We start from the raw sequence: 20,523 nt of genomic DNA, 5'->3' as shown, positions 1-20,523 counted from the left end.
GCGAGCGGCCGGCCCCGACCGACCGGTGATCAGTGTGAGGCGCCGTAGCCGCCGCGGCCGACGTCCACGTCGCGGGTGACGAGTTCGGGGAGGGCTTCCCCGGGAAGCGGGATGTGGCCGTGCGCGAGCTTCCCGAGCACCCGGGTTCGGTCGCCGTCGAGGTCGATCCGGATCGTCGGCGAGAGCGTGCCGCCGAAGCGACGGAACTGCTCCTCGGGCGGCAGTTCGGCGACCTGGTCCAGCGTCCGGCCTTCCAAGTCGTAGTAGTTGAAGAAGGAGGTGACGAGCAGCTCCTCGTCGTGGGGAAACGCGAGCCACGAGTACGTCTGGAACGGCGCGTTCTCGGGATTCGTGAGCACGAGCCCGGTGTCGTTGAGCGGGCGGTACTCGCCGTGCAACGAGTCGGCGACGAAGCCGTACAGCGCGTCGAACCCGTCGATTCCCGGGGCGAAGGTGTGCCCGTGGCTGGAGACGAACAGGTAGTAGCGACCGTCGCGGACGACGACGTGCGGGCGCTCCAGTTCCTGGTTGACGCACGTGGAGTGCAGCAGCGGGTCCCGCAGTTCCCACTCGGTCGGGTCGCCGGTCGGGGAGTCTGCGATCCCGACGGCGCCGTTGAACTCCTGACCGATCGCGTCGCCGTCGCAGGCGTCGCTCCCCTCCGGGACGGGGACGTTCGCCTCGAACAGCAGGTGTGTCTCGCCGGTCGCGGGGTCCTCGAAGAACCACGGGTCACGGAACGTGTAGATCATCCCGCGCGACTGCTCCTCGGTCTCGTACCGAACGCCGTCCGGATACAGGAGGGACTCGTGGGTGAACGTCCCCTCGACCTCGAGGCCGTCGTCGGAGGCTGTCAGGGTGCCGCCGGTCGCGAGCGCGAGATACTGGGTGTAGCTCAGTTCTTCCTCGCCGGCCTCGCCGGCGGCGGTGTAGTAGCAGTACAGGTCCGACGGGCCCTCGCCGTCGGGGTCCCACAGCGCGCAGCCGGCCCACTGGCGCGAGCCGAGCGGATCGCTTCCCTCGAACACGGGGCCAGCAGACTCCCAGGACTCGCCGTCGGCGGAGTAGAAACACCGGATGGTCGCCACGTCGTGGCGCTTCCCGGGCAGCAGGTCCCGCGGCGCGGTGAGCGCGAAGGCGACGCGGTAGCCGCCCACGTCGGCGATGGAGCCGTCGCGCTCGCGCAGCAGCCAGGTGTCCCACAGGTACACCTCGTCGCTGACGGGCTCCGCGGGCGGGTAGACCACCGGCTTCACCGCGTCGTCGACGCGGGCGAGCCCAGCCGCCTGCTTGCGGGTCCACGCCGGCGTCCGGGACCGGACCGACTCCGCGCCGGTTCTCGTGCGGGCGTCCGCCGTGCCGTCGAGATCGCTCATTATCGGTCGCAGGGAGGGCGGGTCCTAACCGCTGTCGCTTCGTGTGCACGGCGAGTTGGCGGCGACTTCGCATATCCGAACCCCTATGACTCGTCACGGCCAATCGTGGCGGTATGACCAAGCGCCACGTGTCCCTCCCCGTCGAGGCGGACGAGGGGGTGACGGCCTTCACCGAGCAGGTGGACGACCGACTGTCGTCCGACGAGGACGCCTGTGAGATCGTCCGCGACACGCTCGTGGACCTGTTCGGCGACCGCGACGCCTACGAGCGGTGGCAGGCCGGCGGCGACGTGACGCCCGCCGAGCGCGTCCGGCTCCAGGGGTACGATCCGTGTAACGCGACGCTGGAGTCGGAGTACTACGCCGAGAAGGACGAGGAGACGTACACCCGTTCGAAACACCTCCAGTGGCTGTGGCGCCAGTTCGACGCGACGCCGATGGCCGACAACATCGCGTTCGCGCTCCGGTTCCGCCAGATGCTCGCGAACCACCTGTTCGCCGACGCCGGCGAGGACCTCCGGCTGTTCAAGGGGATCACGTTCACCTACGGCCACAACATCGAGATCGGCGACAACACGGTCGTCCACGACGACGTCCACCTCGACGACCGCGGGAAGCTCACCATCGGCGAGCGCGTCTCGATCTCCGACTCCGCGCACCTCTACAGCCACGACCACGACATCGTCGACCAGACGCACGTCGACAACTACCACACGATCGTCGACGACGACGCACGCGTCACCTACGACTCCATGGTCGCGGCCGGGTGCCGAATCGGCAAGAACGCGGTCGTCGGCGCCAAATCCACCGTTCAGGGCGACGTGCCCGATCACCACATCGCGGTCGGATCACCCGCCCGCAGCGTCCGCGTGAAGCCCGGCTGGGAGTCCGTCGCCGACCCAGTCGAGGACAAGCTGACGAATCGCGCGGACGAGCGACAGGTCGAGTTCGACCTCCCCGACGACCTCGACGACTTCGACGAGTTCCAACGCGACCTCACGCCGCCGGACGGTGTCGACGCCCCCGACGCCGAGTAGCCGGCAGTCGCTCCGCGCTCGCGCTCCCTCCGATCTCACTTCCCCCGCGCTCCCGAGCCATGATCACGCCCGTGGGTCCCGATCCGGCCCCGGATACTCCCCGTTCCCCACTTCCGGATACAGCTTCTCGGCGTCGAACAGCGCCGCGAACGCCCGCGGCTCGCGCACGCTCACCGGGAAGCGGTCGTTGAGCCCCGCGCCCGCCCCGGGTGCGGTGAGCCGGTCGTCGAGCGACAGCACGTGCATGGCGCCGCCGCGGAACGCCGACGCCAGCGCCGGGTGATCGTCGAGTGGCTGTGCGATCGGTTCGCGCCACTCGTCGATCCGCTCGCGCCAGTCGGCCGCGAGGTCGGGATCGGCGAGGGACGCGATCACCGCCTCGGCGTCGTCGAGGAGGGCGTCGCTGGCGACGAGCGTCGTCCACGAGTGCGCGCGCAGCCCGTCCAGCGCCTCGCGGGCGTCGCCGCCGACGAGGAGGTCCGCCGCCAGCACGTCCGCGTCGGCGACGACCCGCGCCGGCGAGGAGTCGGCCGGATCCGGGACGCCGTCGGTGTCGTCGCCGGCACGGTCGTCGGCGTCGCTCTCACGCTCGCGCCGCTCGGCGAACGCTGACCGGACCGCCGCCTCGTCGGCGCCGAACGCCGCCGCCCGCTCGAACAGCGCGCCCCACGTCTCCATACTCGACCTGCATCGCCGCGGGACAAAAAGCCGAGCCGTTTCCCCCTCAGGCCGCCGCGAACTGCCGCCGAACCGTGTCGACGCCGACGCCGAGGAGGAACGCCGCGCCGACGTTCCACAGGAGGCCGACGCACCCGACGAGCGCGACGAGCGCGAGCGCGCGCCGGCCGTCCACGTCGACCGCGCGGCGTCCGAGATGGACCGCGACGACGACGAGTAGGACACCGAGGACGGCCATCGGGAACGCCGCGACGACGCTCACGAACGGGACGGCCGCGAGATAGAGGCCGCCGAGCACGAGGTTCGCGCCGCCGGTGCGCGCGCCGAAGGCGTGCTTGCCCGCGAGTCCCCCGGAGCCGTGACACATGGGAATCCCGCCCAGCGGGACCGCCGAGAGACACATCGCGCCCATGCTCCCCGAGAGCCGGTCGGCGGACACGTCCGCGTCGAACAGATCCGACAGGAGGAGGCTCGTCGCGACGGCGGCGTTGCCGACGGTCATCGCCAGTTGGCCGGTCGTCGCCGAGAGCGCGTCGGCCGTGAGCGCGGGCGCACCGGCCGGAAAGACCGCGAGTGCAGGGAGATCGGCGGCGGGAACGCCCGCGTCGGCGACGGCCAGCGCGAGGCCGACGCCGAGGACCGCGAGCGCGGCGCCCCGGCGGTAGCCCGCCAGCGCGACGACGCCCGCGACGCCGGCGGCCGCGAGCGCGAGCGTCGGGTCCGCGACGCCGAGGTCGACACCGGCGCGGAGGAGCAGCAGCGCGACCGCGAGTTGGATACCGCGGATCACCGGCTCGTTCACGTACCGCTGGATCCGCGAGAGCGCGCCCGTCGCCGCCGCAAGGAGGAGAACGGCGCCCGCGAGCAGGCCGGCGGCGACGTACTCGCCGGCGGAGATGGTGCCCGCCAGCGCCAGCCCCGCCAGCGCCTTCATCGGCTCGACCGACAGCGGGAGGCCGTACACCAGGCCCCACGCGACCTGGAAGGCGCCGAAGAACAGCAGCGCGTGCGCCAACGAGACGGGCGTCAGCGCCGCCAGCCCGACGACTATCGGGAGGACCGTAACCGAATCTCCCAACGCACCGGTCCACTCGCCAGCGTCGAACCGGATCGAACGTGACGACGCGAATCGCTCAGAGAACGCCACTACATGCCTGTTCGTCGGATCGTACTTGACCGTGTTCAGAAACGAGATCCGGTCGATCAGGCGAGATAGCGTAACTACTTCCAATTACGCCGTTTCGGCAGTGTACAGCGTCACGCGCTCGGGGGGCACCGACAGCCGGACGCGCTCGCCCGGCGCCGGCGGGTCGTCGGCGACGAACAGCGAGAGGCGAGTACCGCCGCCGTCGGCGACGGCGCCGACCGGAGGCTCGGGGGCGGAAGAGCCTCCATCGGAGAGATCGGCGTCCAGGTCGACGACGACGCGGTGAGCGGCGTCCTCGCGGAGCGTGCGCGCGACTTCGCCCGCGAGGCCGCCGTCAGCGGCGTTGTCGCCGTCGACGAGCCCGACGTGTTCCGGCCGGACGGCCGCCGTCACGGCGTCGTCCGGCAGGTCGACGGTGCCGCGAAGAGCGTCGGCGGCGACGACGTTCGATCCGGTGAACGCCGCGACCATCGGGGAGGCGGGACGCTCGAACACGGCTTCCGGCGTCCCGGTCTGGACGATCCGACCGTCACGCATCACGGCGATCCGGTCGGCAACGGCGCGAGCGGTCGTCCGATTGTGCGTGACGTACACCGCCGTCACATCGTCGAGGACCGCGGCGAGGTCGTCGCGCAGCGCCTGTCGCGTCGGCACGTCCAGCGCCGCGAGCGGCTCGTCCAGCAGCATCACGTCCGGGCGGACCGCAAGCGCGCGCGCCAGCGCGACGCGTTGTTTCTCCCCGCCCGACAGCGTCGGCGGGTGGCGGTCGGCGAGGTCTGCGACCCCCAACTCGGCGAGGAGCGCGTCCGGGTCGTCGTGGTCGTCGCGGTAGCGGGTGCCGTAGGCGGCGTTCTCGGCGACGGTGAGGTGCGGGAACAGCGCGTAGTCCTGGAAGACGAAGCCGAAGCCGCGGTCCTCCGGGTCCCGGTCGTGGATCGCCTCGCCGTCGAGCGAGACGGCGCCGTCGTGGCCGTGAAACCCGGCGACCGTCTCCAGCAGAAGGGTCTTCCCGCTCCCGCTGGGGCCGAGCACGACGAGGCTCTCGCCGCGCTCGACCTCGACTGCGGCGTCGACGACGAACGCGTCGGCGCCGTCGGCGGTGAAGGTGGCGGTGATGTCGGCCGACAGCCGCATCAAACGACACCCCCGGTCGTCGTGCTGTCGTTGGTCAGGTACCGTACGATCAGGAAGATGATCGCCGACACCGCCAGCAGGAGGAACGCGACCGCGCCGCTCTCCTCCAGACCGCCCTGGAGGTACGTGTTGTAGACGAACACGGGCGCGTGCTGGGCGCGGACGGACCCCCCCGCCGGGAGGTAGAAGAACTCGACGGTGTAGGCGACGACCGCGACCGCCCCGAACTCGGAGACGGCCCGCGCCCACGCGAGCACGCCGCCGGTAACCATCCCGCGGACCGCGAGCGGCGCGGTGACGCGCCGGAACGTCTGGAACCGGGAGGCGCCGTGTATCCGCGAGGCGTACTCCAGTCGGTCGTCGATGGACTCGAACGCCTCGCGGGCGGCGTTGACCGCGTACGGCGCCGAGACGAACGCCATCGCCAGCACCATCCCCGTCATCGTGCCGAGCACCGACACCGACGGGAACGCGCCTCCCTCACCGAAGCCGAACAGGACGATGATCCCGGCGACCGAGTGCGGGACGACCAGCGGGAGGTCGACGAGGCTCTCGACCACCTGCTGACCCGGGAACCCGTCCGCGAGCAGACGCGCGAGCGGGACGCCGAAGAGCAGGCTCGCGAGCGCCGCCAACAGCGGGCCGTACACGCCCAAATACAGCACACGATGGACATCGGGGTTTAGCGCCTTCTCGACGATCAGTCCCGGTTGCTGTCTGGCGACGAACAGCGCCAGCGGGAGCCCGAGCGCGACGAGCAGAACGCTGGCGAGCGTTGCGGCGCCGACGACGAACGCACTCCCGTCGAGCGCGTAGGCCGCGACGGCGACGCTGCCGACGACGAAGTACGCATACAGCGTCGGGCTCCCCGACGTGTAGGCGGCCGCGAACGCCGCCAGTTGCACGGCCGCGAACGCGACGACCATCGGCGCGCGGCCGAGGCGCTCCAGTCCGGGGTCGGTCTCAGCACCCGTCGCCATTACAGGGTCTCTCGGTGGGAGTCATTGAACTATCTTCCGTCGGCGACCGCGTTACAGCTCAAGCGGACCGAGCGTCTCCTGGGCGCTCGCGACCGACATGACGTTCTCCGGAACGGCGTCCTCGCTGCCGGCGGGGACGACGATCGGGTCGACGGGGACGAGTCCCAGTTCTTCGAGGACGGAGCGCCCGGGGTCGGTCGCGAAGTACTCGACCCACTTCGCGCCCGCGGCGGGTGACTCGGCGACGCTCGGAGCCGTGATCCCGTACGCGATAGGCGCGCCGGTGAACGTTCCCGAGCCGGTCTCGACCTCCGCCTTCGCGTAGTGTTCGGCGTACGCGCTCGTCGCCCGCGAGAGGTCGACCTCCGGCTGGAGGTCCACGTACGGCAGCCCCGAACTCGCGGAGATCGACTGGTAGTAGAACACGTAGTCCAGTTCGCCCGACTCCAGTTGGGCCTCCAGGTTCGTCTCGGTGCCCGTCGGGACGACCGAGTTCTCGCGCAGCTGCCGGTAAGTGGCGTCGTCGTACAGCCGCTCGCCCTCGAACTCCTCGGCGCCGAGCTGCTGGGTCATCACCGCGCGGTACCCGCCGGGGTCGACCGCCGGGTCGGAGTGGCCGATGGTGATCCCGTCGCGAGCGAGGATCTCCCACCAGTTGCCCGCCGAGATCTCGTCGGCGCCGGGGGAGTCCTCGCGGTACTGAATCGACATCGAGTTCGTCGTGAAGATGGCGTACCAGTCGCCGAACTCGGGGAGCACGCGGTCGCGGACGAGCCGGAAGTCGGAGGTGCCGAGCACGTCAGCCGAGCGACCCTGCTGGGTGATCTTCTGGGTGGAGGCGACCGACCCCTGGGCCTCGCGGGTCACGTCGACGCCGTATTCCTCCTCGAACATCGGCTCGGCCTCCGAGAACGGCGGCGCGAGCGAGCCCGCGTGGAAGATCGTCATGGAGTCCTCCAGGTCCGTCCCCGAGGACGTCGTCGTGGTGTCGCCGCCGTTGCCCTCGGTGTCCATACCGTCCTCGACGGGCGTCTCGGTCGACCCTCCGGAGCCGACACCGCTACCGCCGGCTATACAGCCGGCGAGGCCGAACGCCGCCGCGGTCGCGCCCGCCGCCGTCAGGAACGATCGCCTGTCCGTCGGGCCGTTCCGACCGCCGCGTTGTTTCGACACAGAAACAACGATCGTCGGGAGCCACAAATAGTTGTGGGTACCAGTTACTTCGATGCCGGGAATCCGGGGTACTGGAACTGGTTTCGGTTTCGGAGTACGTCGGCGGCGAGATCCGCGAGGGAGCCGCCGCGCGCAACGGTTTTCCGCCGGGTCGCCGAAGCCACCGGCGATGCAAGCGAACGACGGGAGCGACGGGGACGGGTCCGCCGGCGGCGGCGCGGCGGGGTTCGAGGCGAGCCTCGTCGCCGACGGCGCGACGTTCGACGGGCGCGACGCCGCGCTGTTGCGGGCCATCGCCGCCGCCGGGTCCGTCAGCGGCGCCGCGGCGAACCTCGGTCGCTCCCGGGCGCGGGCGCTCTCGCGGCTGGAGACGCTGGAGAGCGCCTTCGGCGACCTGGTCGAGCGACGCCGCGGCGGCGCCGACGGCGGGGGAAGCAGACTGACGCAGGGCGCGCGGGCGCTGCTCGCGCGGTTCGACCGCCTCACCGCCGCCCTCGCGGGGACGGCCGGCGCCGCCGAGTCCGTGTTCGAGGGCGTCGTCGCGGAGCGGGACGGCGAACTCGCGGTCGTCGACACCGACGCCGGGTCGCTGCGGGCGCTCGCGGTCGGCGACCCGGATCCGGCGGCGGGGGACCGCGTACAGGCGAGCGTCCGCGCCGACGCCGTGACGCTGCACGACCCCGGCGAGACGCCGTCGGCGGACGCGACCAGCGCGAGAAACCGATTTCCGGGCGTCGCCAGCGCGGTCGACCGCGGGGACGCCGTCGTCGAGGTCCGGGTCGACGTCGGCGCCGAGGAGTCCCTCGCGGCTCTGGTGACGGTGGACAGCGCCGACCGCCTCGGCCTGCGCGAGGGCAGGGAAGTGGTCGCTTCGTTCAAGGCGACGGCGACGCGGGCGACCCGCGCTGACGCCGCCGGCGACGCGGACGGACGGGAAACGTAGCGGGTTCGGAACGACCCTCAGAGATCGGCGCGAAGTGCCTCGAACTCGTCGAGGTGGGCGTCGAGCGCCGCCCGTGCCTCCTCGTCGATCGAGCGGTGGGGCGAGCGGGCGTGTCCCGCCGGCGCCCCCCGCCGGCGCATCGCGTACTTCAGGCCGGGGATGCCGTACTCGCCGGTGACCGCGTGGTTGAGGTCGACGCACGCGGCGGTGAGTTCGCGGGCGCGCTCGGCGTCGCCGGCCTCGTGGGCCCCGTAGATCGCGGTCGTCGCCTCCGGCGCGATGTTGGCGAGCGCGAGCACGCCGCCGGTTCCGCCGGCCGCGAGCGCCTGCCCGAGCACGCCCCCGGAGCCGACCATGAGCTCGAAGTCCGCGTCGGCGGTGCGCTCGCGGATCCGCTGGAACGCCGCGATGTCCCCGGAGGAGTCCTTCATGCCCGCGACGTTCGGATGGGCGGCGAGCCGGCCGACCGTCTCCGGATCCAGGCCCGTGTCGGTGAACACGGGCACCGAGTAGAGGTACACCGGGACCGGCGACTCGTCGGCGACCTCGCGGTAGTACGTCTCCAGCGTCTCCTGATCGTGGCCGTAGTAGAACGGCGTCACGACGAGCGCGGCGTCGGCGCCGGCGACGGCGGCGGACTCGGTCGCCGCCAGCGTCTCCCGCTTTCCGGGGCTACCCGTGCCCGCGAGCACCGGGACGGACGCCTCGTCGGCGACGACCTCGATCGTGCGGGCGCGCTCCACGGCGGTCATGAGTTCGGCCTCGCTGTTCGACCCGCAGGGGACGAGGAAGTCGACCCCGCGGGCTTCGACCCAGCCGACGAGTTCGCGCAGGGCGGCCTCGTCGAGATCTCCGTCGGCGTCGAACGGCGTGACGAGCGGCGGTCCGGTTCCGTGCATACGGGGTGGCTCGACAGCCCGCATCAAGAGCGTTCCCGTCGATCGACGGACGGGTGCGATCGACGAGCACGGCGGATCCGCCGAAATCGAGTCGTCCGGGCGTCTGACGGACCGCTTCCGTCTGACGTGGCTTTATACTGGGAGAGTCGGACCCGGCGAACGGGCGCGAGACCGTCCGTCGATCCTCGGTCGTCGACCGCGACTCGGATCGCGACGGTGTGTCCGATCCGAGCGCCGCACACGCTCACCCCGTATCCACGTCGCAGGCGCGTGGACCCCCGACTATCGCCTGCCAGGGCCTCGCCCTGCCTCTTTCCCCACGAGCGATCCACCGGCCGCTGAGCCGCGCCGGCGTCCTACGTCACGCCCAGGGCGGCGGCCGCGTCGCCGGTCACGCCCCGAGCAGCGCCGCGCGCACGTCGACGACGCGCTCGGTCTCGGCGAGCACGGCGAGCCGGTCGCCGGCCTCGACGGTGGTGCCGGGCAACGGGATCGTCAGCGGCTCTCTGGTGCGGCCGTGTGCGTACACGCGGCCGCCGTCGACGGTGAGTTCGTTGACGTGCGCGCCGATCACGGGGGAGTCGTCCTCGACCGCGATCGTCACGAGTTGGAGCCGCTCGGTGAGATCGCTGATGGCGTTGAAGTTGCCGCCGAGCATGGCGGTTTTCGCGCCGGCGGCGCCGAGGCGCTCCGGGTAGATGATCTCGTCGACGGCGCGCTCGAACTCGTCGTAGATCTCCTCGTGGAAGTCCTCGGAGACGCGCATCACGGTTCGACAGTCGCCCAGCTCCCGCGCCTCCATGCAGATCTCGAAGTTCAGTTTCGGATCGCCGGTGATCGCGCCGAGCCCATCGGCGTCGGCGACGCCGGCCTCGGTGAGCACCGCCGGATTCGAGCCGTTTCCCTCGATGACTCGGAGCCCGCGAGCGCGCGCACGCTCGACTTTCGTGTGATCGTTGTCGACGACGGTCACGTCGTGCCCCTCCTCGTCGAGCACCCGCGCGGTGCGGGCGCCGACCCGGCCGTACCCCACGATGACGATATCCATAGCGTGGTATGGTACGTCATGCCACATAGCGCTGTCGCCGATATCGGTGCCGGTGTCGATGGCGCCGCGGGGACCGAGGACGCTGCGCGCCGCGAGGTCTGCCGCGGTAGCACGGGACACGTCTCGCTTTTGAGGCTCCGTCGCCTCCGTGTGGCTATGATGGCGACGACCCACGTCCTCGCGGGCGTGATCGTCGGGCTCGGGACGCTGGCGCTCGTACCGGAGGCCGGACCGGTCGTCCTCGCGGGAGCGCTGGGCGGGCTCGCGCCCGACCTTGACTTGGCGGGCAACCACCGGAAGGATCTGCATTTCCCGGGGTACGGCAGTGTCGCCGCCGTGCTCGCCGTCGTCGCCGCCGCGGTCGCCCCGTCGCCGGCGACGCTGTCGCTCGCGGTGTTTCTCGTCGCGGCCGCGGTTCATGCCGTCTCGGACGTCTTCGGGGGGGATCTCACGCTTCGCCCGTGGGAGGCCACGGGGAACCGGGCGGTGTACGAACACGTGCGCGGGAGGTGGCACCCCCCGCGTCGGTGGATCCGCTACGACGGCGCTCCGGAGGATTTCCTCGTCGGGGTCGCGCTCGCGCTTCCGTCGCTGGCGATGCTTGACGGGACACCCCAGTTGGCGGTGGCCGCGCTCGTGGTCGTCTCGGCAGGGTACGCACTCGTGCGCCGGGTGCTCGTCGACGCCGGCGAGCGCCTCGTCGCGGTCGCGCCCGCCCCCGTGCTCGCGGCCGTTCCGGAGACGTTCATCGAGGACCTGCGGTAGGCCGACGGCTTTTGTTCGGGCGGCATCGAGGAACCGACATGGAGAAGGTGTCTCTCGCGGACGGCTTCGACTCGATCGAGGAGCCGTGGTCGCCGCGCCTCGCCGCCGAGTTGAACGGACAGGCGCTGAAGCTCGCCCGCCTCGACGGCGAGTTCGTCTGGCACAGCCACCCCGACGCAGACGAGCTGTTCTGGGTGATCGAGGGCGGCCCGCTGGACATCGAGTTCCGAGACGCCCCGACGGAGACCCTGTCGCCCGGCGAGCTACTCGTCGTTCCCGCGGGCGTCGAGCACCGGCCGGTGGCGCACGAGGAGGCCGAGGTGGCGCTGTTCGAGCCGTCCGGCACCGAGAACACCGGCGACGCCGGCGACACGGGCGACGACCGGACGAACGACGTGACGGAACTGGAGTCGGGCGTGAGCCGGGGACGGATCGGCGTGGGGGGAGGAGACGGCGTCGAGGTGGGAGGTGACGTCGAGGGGGAAGGTGACGTCGAGGGCGACAACCGCCAGACGACCCGGTAACATCGACGTCAGCGATCGGCTAAGTGGCCGGCGACCGTACTCGGTGTATGGCAACCGACGACGGCGACACCGAGGTACCGGCCGACCAGTCAGACATCCCCGTGACGGCCGAGCGCCCCGACGACAGCGTGCTGCGGACGACGGGGACCGACCACATCACGCTCATCGGGAGCAACGAGGAGGAGACGGTGGCGTTCTACCGCGACGTGCTCGGGATGCCGCTGGTGATGCGCCAGCCGAACCTCGACGCGCCGCAGGTGACGCACCTGTTCTTCGACAGCGGCGACGGCCGTATCATCACGTTCTTCGTCGAGGAGGACCGCGAGAACGCCCCCGGACAGCGCCCCGGCGTCGGTGCGGTCCATCACCTCGCGTTCTCGATCGAAGCCGAGGAACTGCCCGAGATCAAGGCGGCGCTCTCGGAGCACGGCCACCGCTACAGCGAGTTCGATCGCGGCGCGTTCCACTCGCTGTACACCCGCGACCACAACGGCCTCACCATCGAACTCGTCGTCGACAAGTACGAACTGCCCGACGACCGCCGCGGCGAGGTGATGGCGCTGGCCCAGTCGAAGCGCGTCGCCGCCGGCGCGAGCTACGTCGACGACGAGCACATGGAGGCGGCCATCGAGGAACTCGGACTCGACGTGGAGAAAAACGAGGTCCCCGACGCCGCGACGGGGACCGGATTCGAGGGATAGCCACCCGGCGGCCCGCCACGCTGACGATCCGCTGACGCAGCAACTCACGAACGCACCGTTCGTTCAGCACGTGTCGACCAACGCCGACTGTCAGGTCTCGACCGACGAGCGACGGGTCAGCCGACCCCATCGTGGACGACGCGAGCCAACCGATGCGGCCCAACCGACACGCTCGCTGCGAGTCGAACGACTGGCCGCGAGCGCACGTGGACCGCCGGGATCGACGGACATTTAAGAAATACAGTTATCGCCGCCGATTTTATACACACCAAGTTAGCTCAAATCAGTGTCATATTCGACAGAATATTTATGTGATCGGCGGAGTGGTACCGCCAGGGTACCCCGGCGGGTCGCCGTCGGTCGGTCCACCACACACACATGCCCCACGAATCCAACTACGCGTCGGACAGACGCGGCGCGACCGGGCGGACGGGTCGGATCGTCGAACTGCTAACCACGTACGGGGAGCGTGCCGGGAACGCGCTCGTGTACAGTTCCGCGTATCTGGCGGCGATCGCGATGGCCGAGGTGGCGATCGCCATGGTGTTGCTGTCGCTGCCGCCGAATCCGGCGCCCGTGGTCGTCGGACTGGTGACGTTCGCGGTGTACACGAACGACCGGGTCGCCGACGTGGACACGGACGCCGTTTCCGACCCCGATCGGTCGGCGTTCGTCCGGCGGCATCGCGACACCCTGTACGTGCTAGCGTCGATGGCGTACGGCCTCGCGGTCGCGATCTCCGTGCTCGGCGGCCCCGTCGCGCTGGCCGTGACGCTGCTTCCCGGCCTGTTCTGGGTGGCGTACGCCGCCAACTGGGTTCCGAGCGTCGCCCCGAAGCTCCGCCGGTTGAAGCAGGTGCTCGTCGTCAACTCCCTCGTCGTCGCGCTCGCGTGGGCGACGACGCTGACCGCGCTCCCGGTCGCGTTCACCGACGCGGCGGTCACCCCGGCGACGGCAGTCGTGTTCGCGTACTTCCTGCTTCGGTCGTTCGTCGACACCGAGATCCCGAACGTCGGCGACATCGAGGCCGACCGCGCGATCGACGTGGCGACGCTGCCGGTCGCGTTCGGCGTCCCGGCGACGCGGCGGGCGCTGTACGGCGTCGACCTGCTCACCGTCGGTCTCGTCGCTGCGGCGGTCTCCGCCGGCGTGCTGCGGGCCGGATTCGCGGTCGCGCTCGGCGTCGGACTGGCGTACTCGCTGGTCGTCACGGGGCTGCTCGGTCGCGTGGACAACGACGCCCTCGCGCTGGCATCGGAGTGTGAGTACCTCGTCGTCGCGACCGCGCTGGTCGGTCCGCTGCTGCTGGTGTAAGCGGGCCGTCGCGTGATCTATCAGATCGTCGCGGACCGCGTGACGACGGAATTTATTACGGTGCTCCCCACAGCAGGAGGGTACGTGCTCCCGCCCGGAACGCTGACGGCGGTGATGTTGCTCACCGTCGTCGTAGGGACGACCGCCGCGCTCCTCGCGTGGCGCGAGCGACAGGAACCCGGTGCGGTTCCGTTGACGGCCATGCTGGCCGGGCAGGTGTGGTGGTCGGTGTTCTTCGTCCTCGAACACCGCGCCGGAACCCTCGCAGGGAAGGTGTTCTACTCCGATATCCAGTGGCTGGGGGTCGTGGTGATCCCGGTCGCGTGGCTCCTGTTCGCGCTGGAGTACACGGGGCGCGATCACTACGTCCGTCCGCGGTACATCGCGCTGTTGTCGGTCGTTCCGGTCGTCACGGTCGCGCTCGCGGCAACCGACCCGTACCACCATCTGCTGTATCTCGACACGGAACTCGTCACCGAGGCCGGACGGACGGTACTTCACCGGGTCGGCGGCCCCTGGTACTGGGTCGTCACCGGCTACACCTACCTGCTCGGGCTGTTCGGATCGATCCCGCTGCTGGGGCTGGTCCGCAGCGACACGCTCCCGTTCCGCGGCCAGAGCCTCGGACTGCTCGTCGGGACGCTCGCGCCGTGGACGAGCAACGTGTTGTTTCTGGCCGGCGCGGTTCCGGTTCCGAGCCTCGACCCGACGCCGGTGTTCTTCGCGGTGTCGGGCGTCGCGTACCTCGGCGCGATCACCCGGTTTCGCCTGCTCGGGACGAGCCCGTCGGCGAACCACCGCGCGCGACGACTGGTGTTCGAGCGCATGCGCGAGGGCGCCGTCGTCGTCGACCGACACGACTACGTCGTCGACATGAACGAGCAGGCTGCGGAGGTTCTCGACGTCGACCCACGAGACGCGCTGGGGAACCCGGCGGCCGAGGTGATCCCCCGGTACGAGCACCTGCCGGAAGAGGGGCGTGCCTCCCGCCATCTCACGCTCGGCGACGGGCTCCAGAGCCGGCAGTACGACGCGACGGTGACGGCGGTCGCGGACTTCCACGGCCGCTCGCTGGGCGGCGTCATCTCCTTTCACGACGTGAGCGACCACCTCCGACGCCAGCAGCGCCTCGAGGTGCTCAACCGCGTGCTCCGGCACAACATCCGCACGGAGACGAACCTCATCTACGGGAACGCGGACCTCATGGACGTAGAGAACGGGCACGTCGAGGCGGTGAAGGAGGGTGCGATGCGGATCGAGGCGATCAGCGACAAGGCCCGCGACGTCATCGACATCTTCGAGCGGGGCCGCCAGTCCGAGCGGTCGCTAACGCTGACGGCAGTGATCCGGGAGTCCATCGAAGCGGTCCGCGAGGAACACCCGTCCGTCGCGATCGACCTCGAGTTCGGTCAGAGCGACGGCTGCGCGGACGGCACGGAGATCGCGGTCTCCCCGGTGCTCACCTCGGTCGTGAAGAACGTCGTCGAGAACGCCGCCGAACACAACGACGCGGCCGACCCGTGGGTGGGTGTGCGGGCGACCTGCACCGACGAGACGGTCGAGATCAGCGTCGCCGACAACGGGCCGGGTATCAGCGACCACGAACGGGCCGCCCTCGAACGGGGGAACGAGACGCCGCTGGAACACGGCAGCGGCCTCGGCCTGTGGCTCATCGCCTGGGGAACCGAGATGGCCGACGGCGACTTGACGATCGACGACCGCGAGGGCGGCGGCACCGTGGTGACGGTGCGTGTCCCGCGGATCGTGCCGGAGGAGTGACGGCGTCGCCGACGATGTAGGGACAGCACAGCGGCTGGCGGTGTGAGAACGAAGGAAGCCTAGGGCGGGATTTGAACCCGCGCTCTCGTCCTTACCAAGGACGCGCTTTACCGCTAAGCTACCCAGGCGCGGTTACGGATAGCCGGGAGCCGTCTTTATGCGTTACGATTGGGCCCCGTCACAGACAGGCGGTATCACGGGACGACGACCGGACGGGCGAAGTGGCGCCCTGTCCGGGCCTCCGTCACGAGTCGGCCGACGACGCCACGCGGTCCTCGTCGGCGAGGGCGGCGATGCGGTCTCCCGTCGAGTCGGGAAGCGCGCCCACGGCGGGCATGCGGTCGTCGTCGCCGGCGGCGAGCTCGGCGGCGTACGACAGCAGGTCCGCGGGCGCCGACGCGCCGACGGCGGCCGTGCCGGCGACGACCGCGAGCTCGAACACGTCAGCCTCCAGGTTACGGTCCAGCGCCGCCGCGCCGTCGGCGCCCGCGTCGCGCCGGAGCGTCTGGTCGCGACCGAACGCCCGGACCGTCTCGACGGCCTTCCCCGCGGCGGCCGTCCTGGCGAGGAGATAGAAGCCACGCGAGACGGACACGTCCGCCGCGAGCACGTCGAGGTCGGCGTCGATGTCGCCGATCGCGTCGAGGTCGACGCCCGCCCACGGCTCCGTCTGTGAGAGCTCGCGAGTGAGTCGCAGCCCCTCGTAAATGAGCTGGACGCCGGCGGCGTGTTCCTCGATGCCTGACAGGTCGACATCGGGGTCGAGTGCGCGGGCCGATACGAGCGTGAGCGCTCCGGGCGTCATCTCCGCGTCGTCGAAGCGGTCGGTCAGCGCGCTCCGGAGCGCCGCCGGCTCGACGTCGCCGACCGCCCGCTCCGCGGCGGCCCGAGTCCGCACGGCGTCATCCATCGACGCTCGATAGGCCGGGCACACGCAAAGACCTTTGGAAACGGGGGGCTACTCCGTCCCGTGATCCGCGCCGAACGGGCCGCCGACGGGGAGTACCGGACCGTGACGATCGACCGCCCCGAGGCCCGAAACGCTCTCACGCCGGATAGTCTCGACGCGCTGGAGCGAGCCGTCGTCGAGGCCGACGAGCCGGTGGTGCTGCTCCGGGGCGCCGGCTCCGCCTTCTGTGCCGGCGCCGACCTCGGCGTGGTCGAATCGCTCGACGATCCCGCCGCGTTCGCGGGACACGGGCAGCGCGTCGCCGACGCGATCGAGTCGGCCGACGCGGTCGTGATCGCCGCCGTCGACGGGGCGGCCCGCGGCGGCGGCGTGGAGTTGGCGCTCGCGTGCGACCTCCGGGTCGCGACCCCCGAGGCGACGTTCGCCGAGACGGGCGTCTCCTTCGGGCTGTTCGGCGCGTGGGGCGGCACCGCCCGGCTCCCGCGCGTCGTCGGCGAGGGCGTCGCCCTCGACATCGCCTGCTCCGCGCGGGTCGTCGACGCCGAGGAGGCGCGGCGAATGGGCCTCGTCTCTCGGGTCGTCTCGGACCCGTCGACCGTCGCGCGGGAGGTCGCCGACAACGATCCCGAGGCGCTCTCGGCCGTGAAGCGGCTCGTTCGTGCGGGCGCCCGCGGCGCCGAGACGGCGCCCGACGAGCGCGAGGCGTTCGCGCGACTCCACGGCGAGCAGTTCGGCGAGTGACCCGGCACCACAACAGTTGAATCCTCGCGGCCGTGTATCTCGGGTATGACCGACGGACACGACTTCGCGGAACGATCCTCGCTCTCCAGACGCCGGACGCTCGGCGTCGTCGGCTCCGGCGCGATCGCCGCGCTCGCCGGCTGCCTCGGGGGCGGCGGCGGCGGTGAGACCTCGCTGCCCGAGAACGGTGACTCGGAACTGCTCGCGGACGTGGAGTCGTTCCCCAACCAGGGGAACCAACACGTTCAGCGCGGTACCGAGGTCGACTACAGCACACGACCGCCGACCTCCGGGCCCCACTACAGCGGCGTCATCGAGGCGGGGTTCTACGAGGAGCTACAGTCGATGGGCGACATCGTCCACACGCTCGAACACGGCGCGATCGTCGCGTACTACGCGCCGAACGCGCTGACCGACGAGGCCCGGTCGAACCTCCAGTCGTGGGCGAACGACCACACCGGCACCTGGAAGAGCTTCGTCGCGATGCCGTACCCGTACGACGATCCGGAGACGCCGTACACGCTCACCGCGTGGCAGCACCTCCTCCGGATGGACGAGTACGACGCCGACGTGGTGCGGGCGTTCGCCGCCGAGTACATCGGGCGCGGCCCCGAGAACGCGGTTCGGTAACGCAGTTCGGCAACACGGTTCGGTAACGCGGCCGCTCACGCCGGGGCCCGACGCTCCGAGGTCGACACCCCCTGGTCCGCCCCAACGCTGGCCCCGCCGAGGAGGTACAGCGGGACCGCCACGAGGACGAACGCGCCGGCCGCGAGCGTCAGCAGAACGGGAGCGATCAGGAACAGCGTCCCGCCCAGCGCCGTCAGCGGGGCAAGCGCGAGGAGCGCCACGAACAGCGCGACCGCCAGCCCGGCGAGTGTTCGGGTACCGTCGCCCCCGCCCGCGTCAGCACGCCCGATCGCCGCGACCGCCGGCAGGAGCGCCCCGCCCATCGTGAGTGTGACGTGGAAGTCGCCGCCGAGCGCGCGAGGGCCGCCCGTGGCGACAAGCGCCGCGAGGACGACGCTGACGCCCAGCAGCCGACGGACAGTGAGCGCCCGCCGTGCCGCGGGGACGGCGACGGCCCCGCCGAGTCCGAGCAGGACGGTTCCGACGGCGACGCCGAGGAGGAGGTTCCCCGTCACCTCAGGCAGTGCGCCGCTCTCGGCGACGAGCGTCGCGACGAGGACGGCCGCGCCGCCGACGGCGACGCCCGCGCCGAGACGCCACGGGTCGCGGTCGTGAGCGGGATCCGCGATCCGACGGAGCGCGACCAGTCCGCCGACCGCGACGCCGCCGGGAACGAGGACGAACGCGAGGAAGTTGCGGGCGAGGACGCCGGCGAGTGCCTCCAGAACCGCGAGCGTCCCGACGATCCCGGAGGCGGGCGTTCCCGCCGGGGCGAAGACGACGAACGGGCCGTCGCGCACGTCCGGGAGCGCGGTCGCGGTCATCCGGCGGCCGTCGACCTCGCCGAAGCCGCGGGCGACGCTCGTTCCCTCGGGACCGACGACGGTCAGTTCGTCCGCACCCAAGTCCGTGTAGATGTACGCGCCGGGGTCGTCGCGGAAGTAGGTCAGCAGGTTCGTTCCGAGCGGGCCCTCCTCGACGACGCCGAGCGTGCGATACCGGATCAGGAACGCGCCGTCCCGCACGTCGGCCCCGAGGAGCCGGTGGTCGATCCCGCCGCCGTAGCGGACGCCGAAGCTGTCGCCGGCGACGGCGCGGGCGAGCGACTCGTTCTCGGCGAGGCGGTTCAGCGCGGACTCGTTCGCCGGGACGACGCGGACCCGCCACGTCGCGGAGTCGTTGCGGTGGACGCGGACGGTCGCCTCGCTCTCGGCGACGGCGGTGTCGAGGTCGTGCTCCGCGGCGGCGTGGACGAACCCGTCGTCGCACGGCGGACACCCCGAAACCGGGGCCGGGCTGGCGAGCGCCGGGAGGGCGGCGCCGCCGGCGACGAACAGGGTCGCCAGGGCGATCGCGACGGCTGTACGGAGGGAGGGAGGACGGAAGCGGGACACGCCCGGGAGGTCCCCTCCCGGCGGTAAATCTTTTCTCCCGGCTATCGGGCGGTCGAGGGCAGGAGGAGACCGACGCGACCCGGACGCGTCCGGCGGCGCTACAGCGTCAGCTCGGCGGGCGCGGGCGGCATCGCGCGCTTGTGCTTCGAGGACTCGTACAGCTCCTCGACGCGGACGACCTCCTCGGGAGTCACGTCGAGCGCGCGGACGGTGGCCGCCGTCGACAGCGGCCCGTCGACGTGGAGCGCGAGCACCGCATCGAGCGTGTCGTAATCGAGCCCCAGTTCCTCCTCGTCGGTCTGGCCGGTCCACATCTCCGCCGAGGGCGTCTTCATCACGAGGTCACGGGGGACGCCGGCGTGGGCGGCGAGTTGGCGAACCTGCTGTTTGTAGAGGTTCCCGAGGGGGTTGCAGTCGACGGCACCGTCGCCGTACTTCGTGAAGTAGCCCGTGAGCGCTTCGCTGCGGTTGCCCGTCCCGAGCACGAGGCGGCCGTCGGCGTTGGCGGCGAAGTAGTTGCAGACGGCCCGGGCGCGCACGCGGACGTTGCTCTCGGCCATCTTCTCGTCGGCCGCCTCCGGGAGCGCGTCGTAGAACGCCTCGGCGATGGGTTCGATCTCGATCACGTCGTACTCGATGCCGAGCTCCTCGGCGACGCGTTCGGCGTCGCTCATGTTCTCGTCGGTGTTGACCGACCCCGGCATCACCAGCCCGCGGAGGTTCTCGGCGCCGAGGGCGTCGACCGCGAGGTACGCGACCGTCGTCGAGTCGATCCCGCCGGACAGGCCCAGCACTGCCCCCTCGGCGCCCGCAGTGTCGACCTGTTCGGCGATGAAGTCGGTGACGTGCCCGTGCACCCGGTCGAGTTCGGCGTCGGAGAAGCGCAGATCCAACGGAGTCGATTCCTCGTCCAGCAGGACGGATTCGCTCATCGCCTCCGGGTAGGTCGGCATCGGACAAATAGCTCCCTCGTGTCCGCGGATCGTGGACGCGCGTCCAGTTCCGCGGCGACGCCTGCGACCGATTAGTTGAAGTGTTGCGATGGGAAAGGGCGTAATACACACGAGCGCCCCGCTGGTCGGAGATCCCGAGCAGACGAGCGCCGTTGGTGAGCGATTCCGGAGGAATCGCGAGCCTCGGGGCGCGAGTGAGTGGAACGAACGAGCGCGCCGTTGGTCCAGTGGTAGGACATTAGCTTCCCAAGCTAATAGCCCGGGTTCAATTCCCGGACGGCGCATACGGCGCTAACGCGCCTGTTTTCGGCATTTTACGCAAAAAATTCCCTGAAACTCAAGAGGAGCGACCATTGTGTAACACAGCATGATCAAAACCCGACGCCCTCTTGCGATT

19 protein-coding genes, 2 tRNA genes and 1 pseudogene are annotated in these 20,523 nt (G+C 70.9%); 10 read left to right on the top strand and 12 right to left on the bottom strand.

Annotation, left to right across the window (positions count from 1 at the left end; all coding sequences use genetic code 11):
• Window positions 1-29: 29 nt before the first annotated feature.
• Entirely contained in the window at window positions 30-1,376 is a 1,347-nt protein-coding gene (locus tag ABJD39_RS08995) for a glycoside hydrolase family 68 protein (protein WP_348607334.1), read from the bottom strand.
• Window positions 1,377-1,489: 113 nt separating this feature from the next.
• On the opposite strand from ABJD39_RS08995, the gene ABJD39_RS08990 reads away from it, so the two are divergent.
• Window positions 1,490-2,413 (top strand): acyltransferase, encoded by a 924-nt coding sequence (locus ABJD39_RS08990; RefSeq protein ID WP_348607332.1) that lies wholly within the window; start codon window positions 1,490-1,492, stop codon window positions 2,411-2,413.
• 63 nt (window positions 2,414-2,476) lie between these two features.
• On the opposite strand, the gene ABJD39_RS08985 is transcribed toward ABJD39_RS08990, so the two are convergent.
• The 5 genes from ABJD39_RS08985 to ABJD39_RS08965 all read right to left on the bottom strand — a co-directional run bounded on the left by ABJD39_RS08985 (window position 2,477) and on the right by ABJD39_RS08965 (window position 7,525).
• Window positions 2,477-3,091: a DUF7384 family protein gene (locus ABJD39_RS08985; RefSeq protein ID WP_348607329.1), complete on the bottom strand. Its 615-nt coding sequence runs from the start codon at window positions 3,089-3,091 to the stop codon at window positions 2,477-2,479.
• Window positions 3,092-3,137: 46 nt separating this feature from the next.
• Window positions 3,138-4,238, bottom strand: a complete 1,101-nt coding sequence (locus ABJD39_RS08980; RefSeq protein ID WP_348607326.1) for a putative sulfate/molybdate transporter — start codon at window positions 4,236-4,238, stop codon at window positions 3,138-3,140.
• A gap of 84 nt (window positions 4,239-4,322) precedes the next feature.
• Window positions 4,323-5,372 carry an ABC transporter ATP-binding protein gene (locus ABJD39_RS08975; RefSeq protein ID WP_348607323.1) on the bottom strand — a complete coding sequence of 350 codons (1,050 nt, stop codon included), beginning with the start codon at window positions 5,370-5,372 and terminating at the stop codon, window positions 4,323-4,325.
• Window positions 5,372-6,352: an ABC transporter permease gene (locus ABJD39_RS08970; protein WP_348607320.1), complete on the bottom strand. Its 981-nt coding sequence runs from the start codon at window positions 6,350-6,352 to the stop codon at window positions 5,372-5,374. Before ABJD39_RS08970 ends, ABJD39_RS08975 begins: the two co-directional genes overlap by 1 nt.
• A 51-nt stretch (window positions 6,353-6,403) precedes the next feature.
• Window positions 6,404-7,525: an extracellular solute-binding protein gene (locus tag ABJD39_RS08965; RefSeq protein WP_348607318.1), complete on the bottom strand. Its 1,122-nt coding sequence runs from the start codon at window positions 7,523-7,525 to the stop codon at window positions 6,404-6,406.
• A 169-nt stretch (window positions 7,526-7,694) separates the two neighbouring features.
• Here ABJD39_RS08965 and ABJD39_RS08960 point away from each other — a divergent pair, with 169 nt between their 5' ends.
• A complete protein-coding gene (locus ABJD39_RS08960) occupies window positions 7,695-8,468 on the top strand; it encodes a TOBE domain-containing protein (protein WP_348607315.1) in 774 nt (257 codons plus the stop codon).
• 17 nt (window positions 8,469-8,485) lie between these two features.
• On the opposite strand, the gene ABJD39_RS08955 is transcribed toward ABJD39_RS08960, so the two are convergent.
• Window positions 8,486-9,367 carry a dihydrodipicolinate synthase family protein gene (locus tag ABJD39_RS08955; RefSeq protein ID WP_348607312.1) on the bottom strand — a complete coding sequence of 294 codons (882 nt, stop codon included), beginning with the start codon at window positions 9,365-9,367 and terminating at the stop codon, window positions 8,486-8,488.
• A gap of 391 nt (window positions 9,368-9,758) precedes the next feature.
• Window positions 9,759-10,415, bottom strand: coding sequence for a potassium channel family protein (locus ABJD39_RS08950; RefSeq protein ID WP_348607309.1), 657 nt, complete (start codon window positions 10,413-10,415; stop codon window positions 9,759-9,761).
• 156 nt (window positions 10,416-10,571) lie between these two features.
• Here ABJD39_RS08950 and ABJD39_RS08945 point away from each other — a divergent pair, with 156 nt between their 5' ends.
• From ABJD39_RS08945 to ABJD39_RS08925, 5 genes and pseudogenes are all read left to right on the top strand, one after another.
• Window positions 10,572-11,180, top strand: a complete 609-nt coding sequence (locus ABJD39_RS08945) for a metal-dependent hydrolase (protein ID WP_348607305.1) — start codon at window positions 10,572-10,574, stop codon at window positions 11,178-11,180.
• A gap of 38 nt (window positions 11,181-11,218) precedes the next feature.
• Window positions 11,219-11,590 (top strand): annotated as a pseudogene (locus tag ABJD39_RS08940) (cupin domain-containing protein); the annotation flags it as partial.
• Between the two features lie 161 nt (window positions 11,591-11,751).
• Entirely contained in the window at window positions 11,752-12,405 is a 654-nt protein-coding gene (locus tag ABJD39_RS08935) for a VOC family protein (RefSeq protein WP_348607302.1), read from the top strand.
• A 378-nt stretch (window positions 12,406-12,783) separates the two neighbouring features.
• Complete coding sequence (locus ABJD39_RS08930) at window positions 12,784-13,719, top strand: UbiA family prenyltransferase (protein ID WP_348607299.1); 936 nt, start codon at window positions 12,784-12,786, stop codon at window positions 13,717-13,719.
• 12 nt (window positions 13,720-13,731) lie between these two features.
• Window positions 13,732-15,498 carry a histidine kinase N-terminal 7TM domain-containing protein gene (locus ABJD39_RS08925; RefSeq protein ID WP_348607296.1) on the top strand — a complete coding sequence of 589 codons (1,767 nt, stop codon included), beginning with the start codon at window positions 13,732-13,734 and terminating at the stop codon, window positions 15,496-15,498.
• A 56-nt stretch (window positions 15,499-15,554) separates the two neighbouring features.
• Here the strand turns inward: ABJD39_RS08925 and ABJD39_RS08920 are convergent.
• Together ABJD39_RS08920 and ABJD39_RS08915 are read right to left on the bottom strand one after the other, a co-directional pair.
• Window positions 15,555-15,626, bottom strand: a tRNA-Thr gene (locus ABJD39_RS08920).
• Between the two features lie 116 nt (window positions 15,627-15,742).
• Window positions 15,743-16,408, bottom strand: coding sequence for a DUF7114 family protein (locus ABJD39_RS08915; protein WP_348607293.1), 666 nt, complete (start codon window positions 16,406-16,408; stop codon window positions 15,743-15,745).
• Between the two features lie 60 nt (window positions 16,409-16,468).
• Here ABJD39_RS08915 and ABJD39_RS08910 point away from each other — a divergent pair, with 60 nt between their 5' ends.
• Entirely contained in the window at window positions 16,469-17,149 is a 681-nt protein-coding gene (locus tag ABJD39_RS08910) for an enoyl-CoA hydratase/isomerase family protein (protein WP_348607290.1), read from the top strand.
• A 45-nt stretch (window positions 17,150-17,194) separates the two neighbouring features.
• Window positions 17,195-17,779, top strand: a complete 585-nt coding sequence (locus ABJD39_RS08905; RefSeq protein ID WP_348607287.1) for a DUF3105 domain-containing protein — start codon at window positions 17,195-17,197, stop codon at window positions 17,777-17,779.
• A gap of 35 nt (window positions 17,780-17,814) precedes the next feature.
• Here the strand turns inward: ABJD39_RS08905 and ABJD39_RS08900 are convergent, their stop codons facing one another.
• Window positions 17,815-19,173, bottom strand: a complete 1,359-nt coding sequence (locus tag ABJD39_RS08900) for a hypothetical protein (protein ID WP_348607284.1) — start codon at window positions 19,171-19,173, stop codon at window positions 17,815-17,817.
• Window positions 19,174-19,271: 98 nt separating this feature from the next.
• Window positions 19,272-20,105: an NAD+ synthase gene (locus ABJD39_RS08895; RefSeq protein WP_348607281.1), complete on the bottom strand. Its 834-nt coding sequence runs from the start codon at window positions 20,103-20,105 to the stop codon at window positions 19,272-19,274.
• 234 nt (window positions 20,106-20,339) lie between these two features.
• Here ABJD39_RS08895 and ABJD39_RS08890 point away from each other — a divergent pair.
• Window positions 20,340-20,410, top strand: a tRNA-Gly gene (locus tag ABJD39_RS08890).
• The last annotated feature ends 113 nt before the right edge of the window (window positions 20,411-20,523 follow it).

The organism is Halobaculum rarum, from assembly GCF_040025155.1.
Taxonomy (GTDB): Archaea; Halobacteriota; Halobacteria; order Halobacteriales; family Haloferacaceae; genus Halobaculum; species Halobaculum rarum.
This window is presented reverse-complemented; position numbering and strand designations above follow the sequence as displayed.

Excerpts from the sequence above, each read along its gene's own strand:
- ABJD39_RS08955 (WP_348607312.1), bottom strand. The coding sequence starts at position 9,367 with ATGCACGGAACCGGACCGCCGCTCGTCACGCCGTTCGACGCCGACGGA.
- ABJD39_RS08950 (WP_348607309.1), bottom strand. The coding sequence starts at position 10,415 with ATGGATATCGTCATCGTGGGGTACGGCCGGGTCGGCGCCCGCACCGCG.
- ABJD39_RS08935 (WP_348607302.1), top strand. The coding sequence starts at position 11,752 with ATGGCAACCGACGACGGCGACACCGAGGTACCGGCCGACCAGTCAGAC.
- ABJD39_RS08915 (WP_348607293.1), bottom strand. The coding sequence starts at position 16,408 with ATGGATGACGCCGTGCGGACTCGGGCCGCCGCGGAGCGGGCGGTCGGC.
- ABJD39_RS08895 (WP_348607281.1), bottom strand. The coding sequence starts at position 20,105 with ATGAGCGAATCCGTCCTGCTGGACGAGGAATCGACTCCGTTGGATCTG.
- ABJD39_RS08960 (WP_348607315.1), top strand. The coding sequence starts at position 7,695 with ATGCAAGCGAACGACGGGAGCGACGGGGACGGGTCCGCCGGCGGCGGC.
- ABJD39_RS08970 (WP_348607320.1), bottom strand. The coding sequence starts at position 6,352 with ATGGCGACGGGTGCTGAGACCGACCCCGGACTGGAGCGCCTCGGCCGC.
- ABJD39_RS08945 (WP_348607305.1), top strand. The coding sequence starts at position 10,572 with ATGATGGCGACGACCCACGTCCTCGCGGGCGTGATCGTCGGGCTCGGG.
- ABJD39_RS08975 (WP_348607323.1), bottom strand. The coding sequence starts at position 5,372 with ATGCGGCTGTCGGCCGACATCACCGCCACCTTCACCGCCGACGGCGCC.
- ABJD39_RS08905 (WP_348607287.1), top strand. The coding sequence starts at position 17,195 with ATGACCGACGGACACGACTTCGCGGAACGATCCTCGCTCTCCAGACGC.
- ABJD39_RS08995 (WP_348607334.1), bottom strand. The coding sequence starts at position 1,376 with ATGAGCGATCTCGACGGCACGGCGGACGCCCGCACGAGAACCGGCGCG.
- ABJD39_RS08990 (WP_348607332.1), top strand. The coding sequence starts at position 1,490 with ATGACCAAGCGCCACGTGTCCCTCCCCGTCGAGGCGGACGAGGGGGTG.
- ABJD39_RS08930 (WP_348607299.1), top strand. The coding sequence starts at position 12,784 with ATGCCCCACGAATCCAACTACGCGTCGGACAGACGCGGCGCGACCGGG.
- ABJD39_RS08985 (WP_348607329.1), bottom strand. The coding sequence starts at position 3,091 with ATGGAGACGTGGGGCGCGCTGTTCGAGCGGGCGGCGGCGTTCGGCGCC.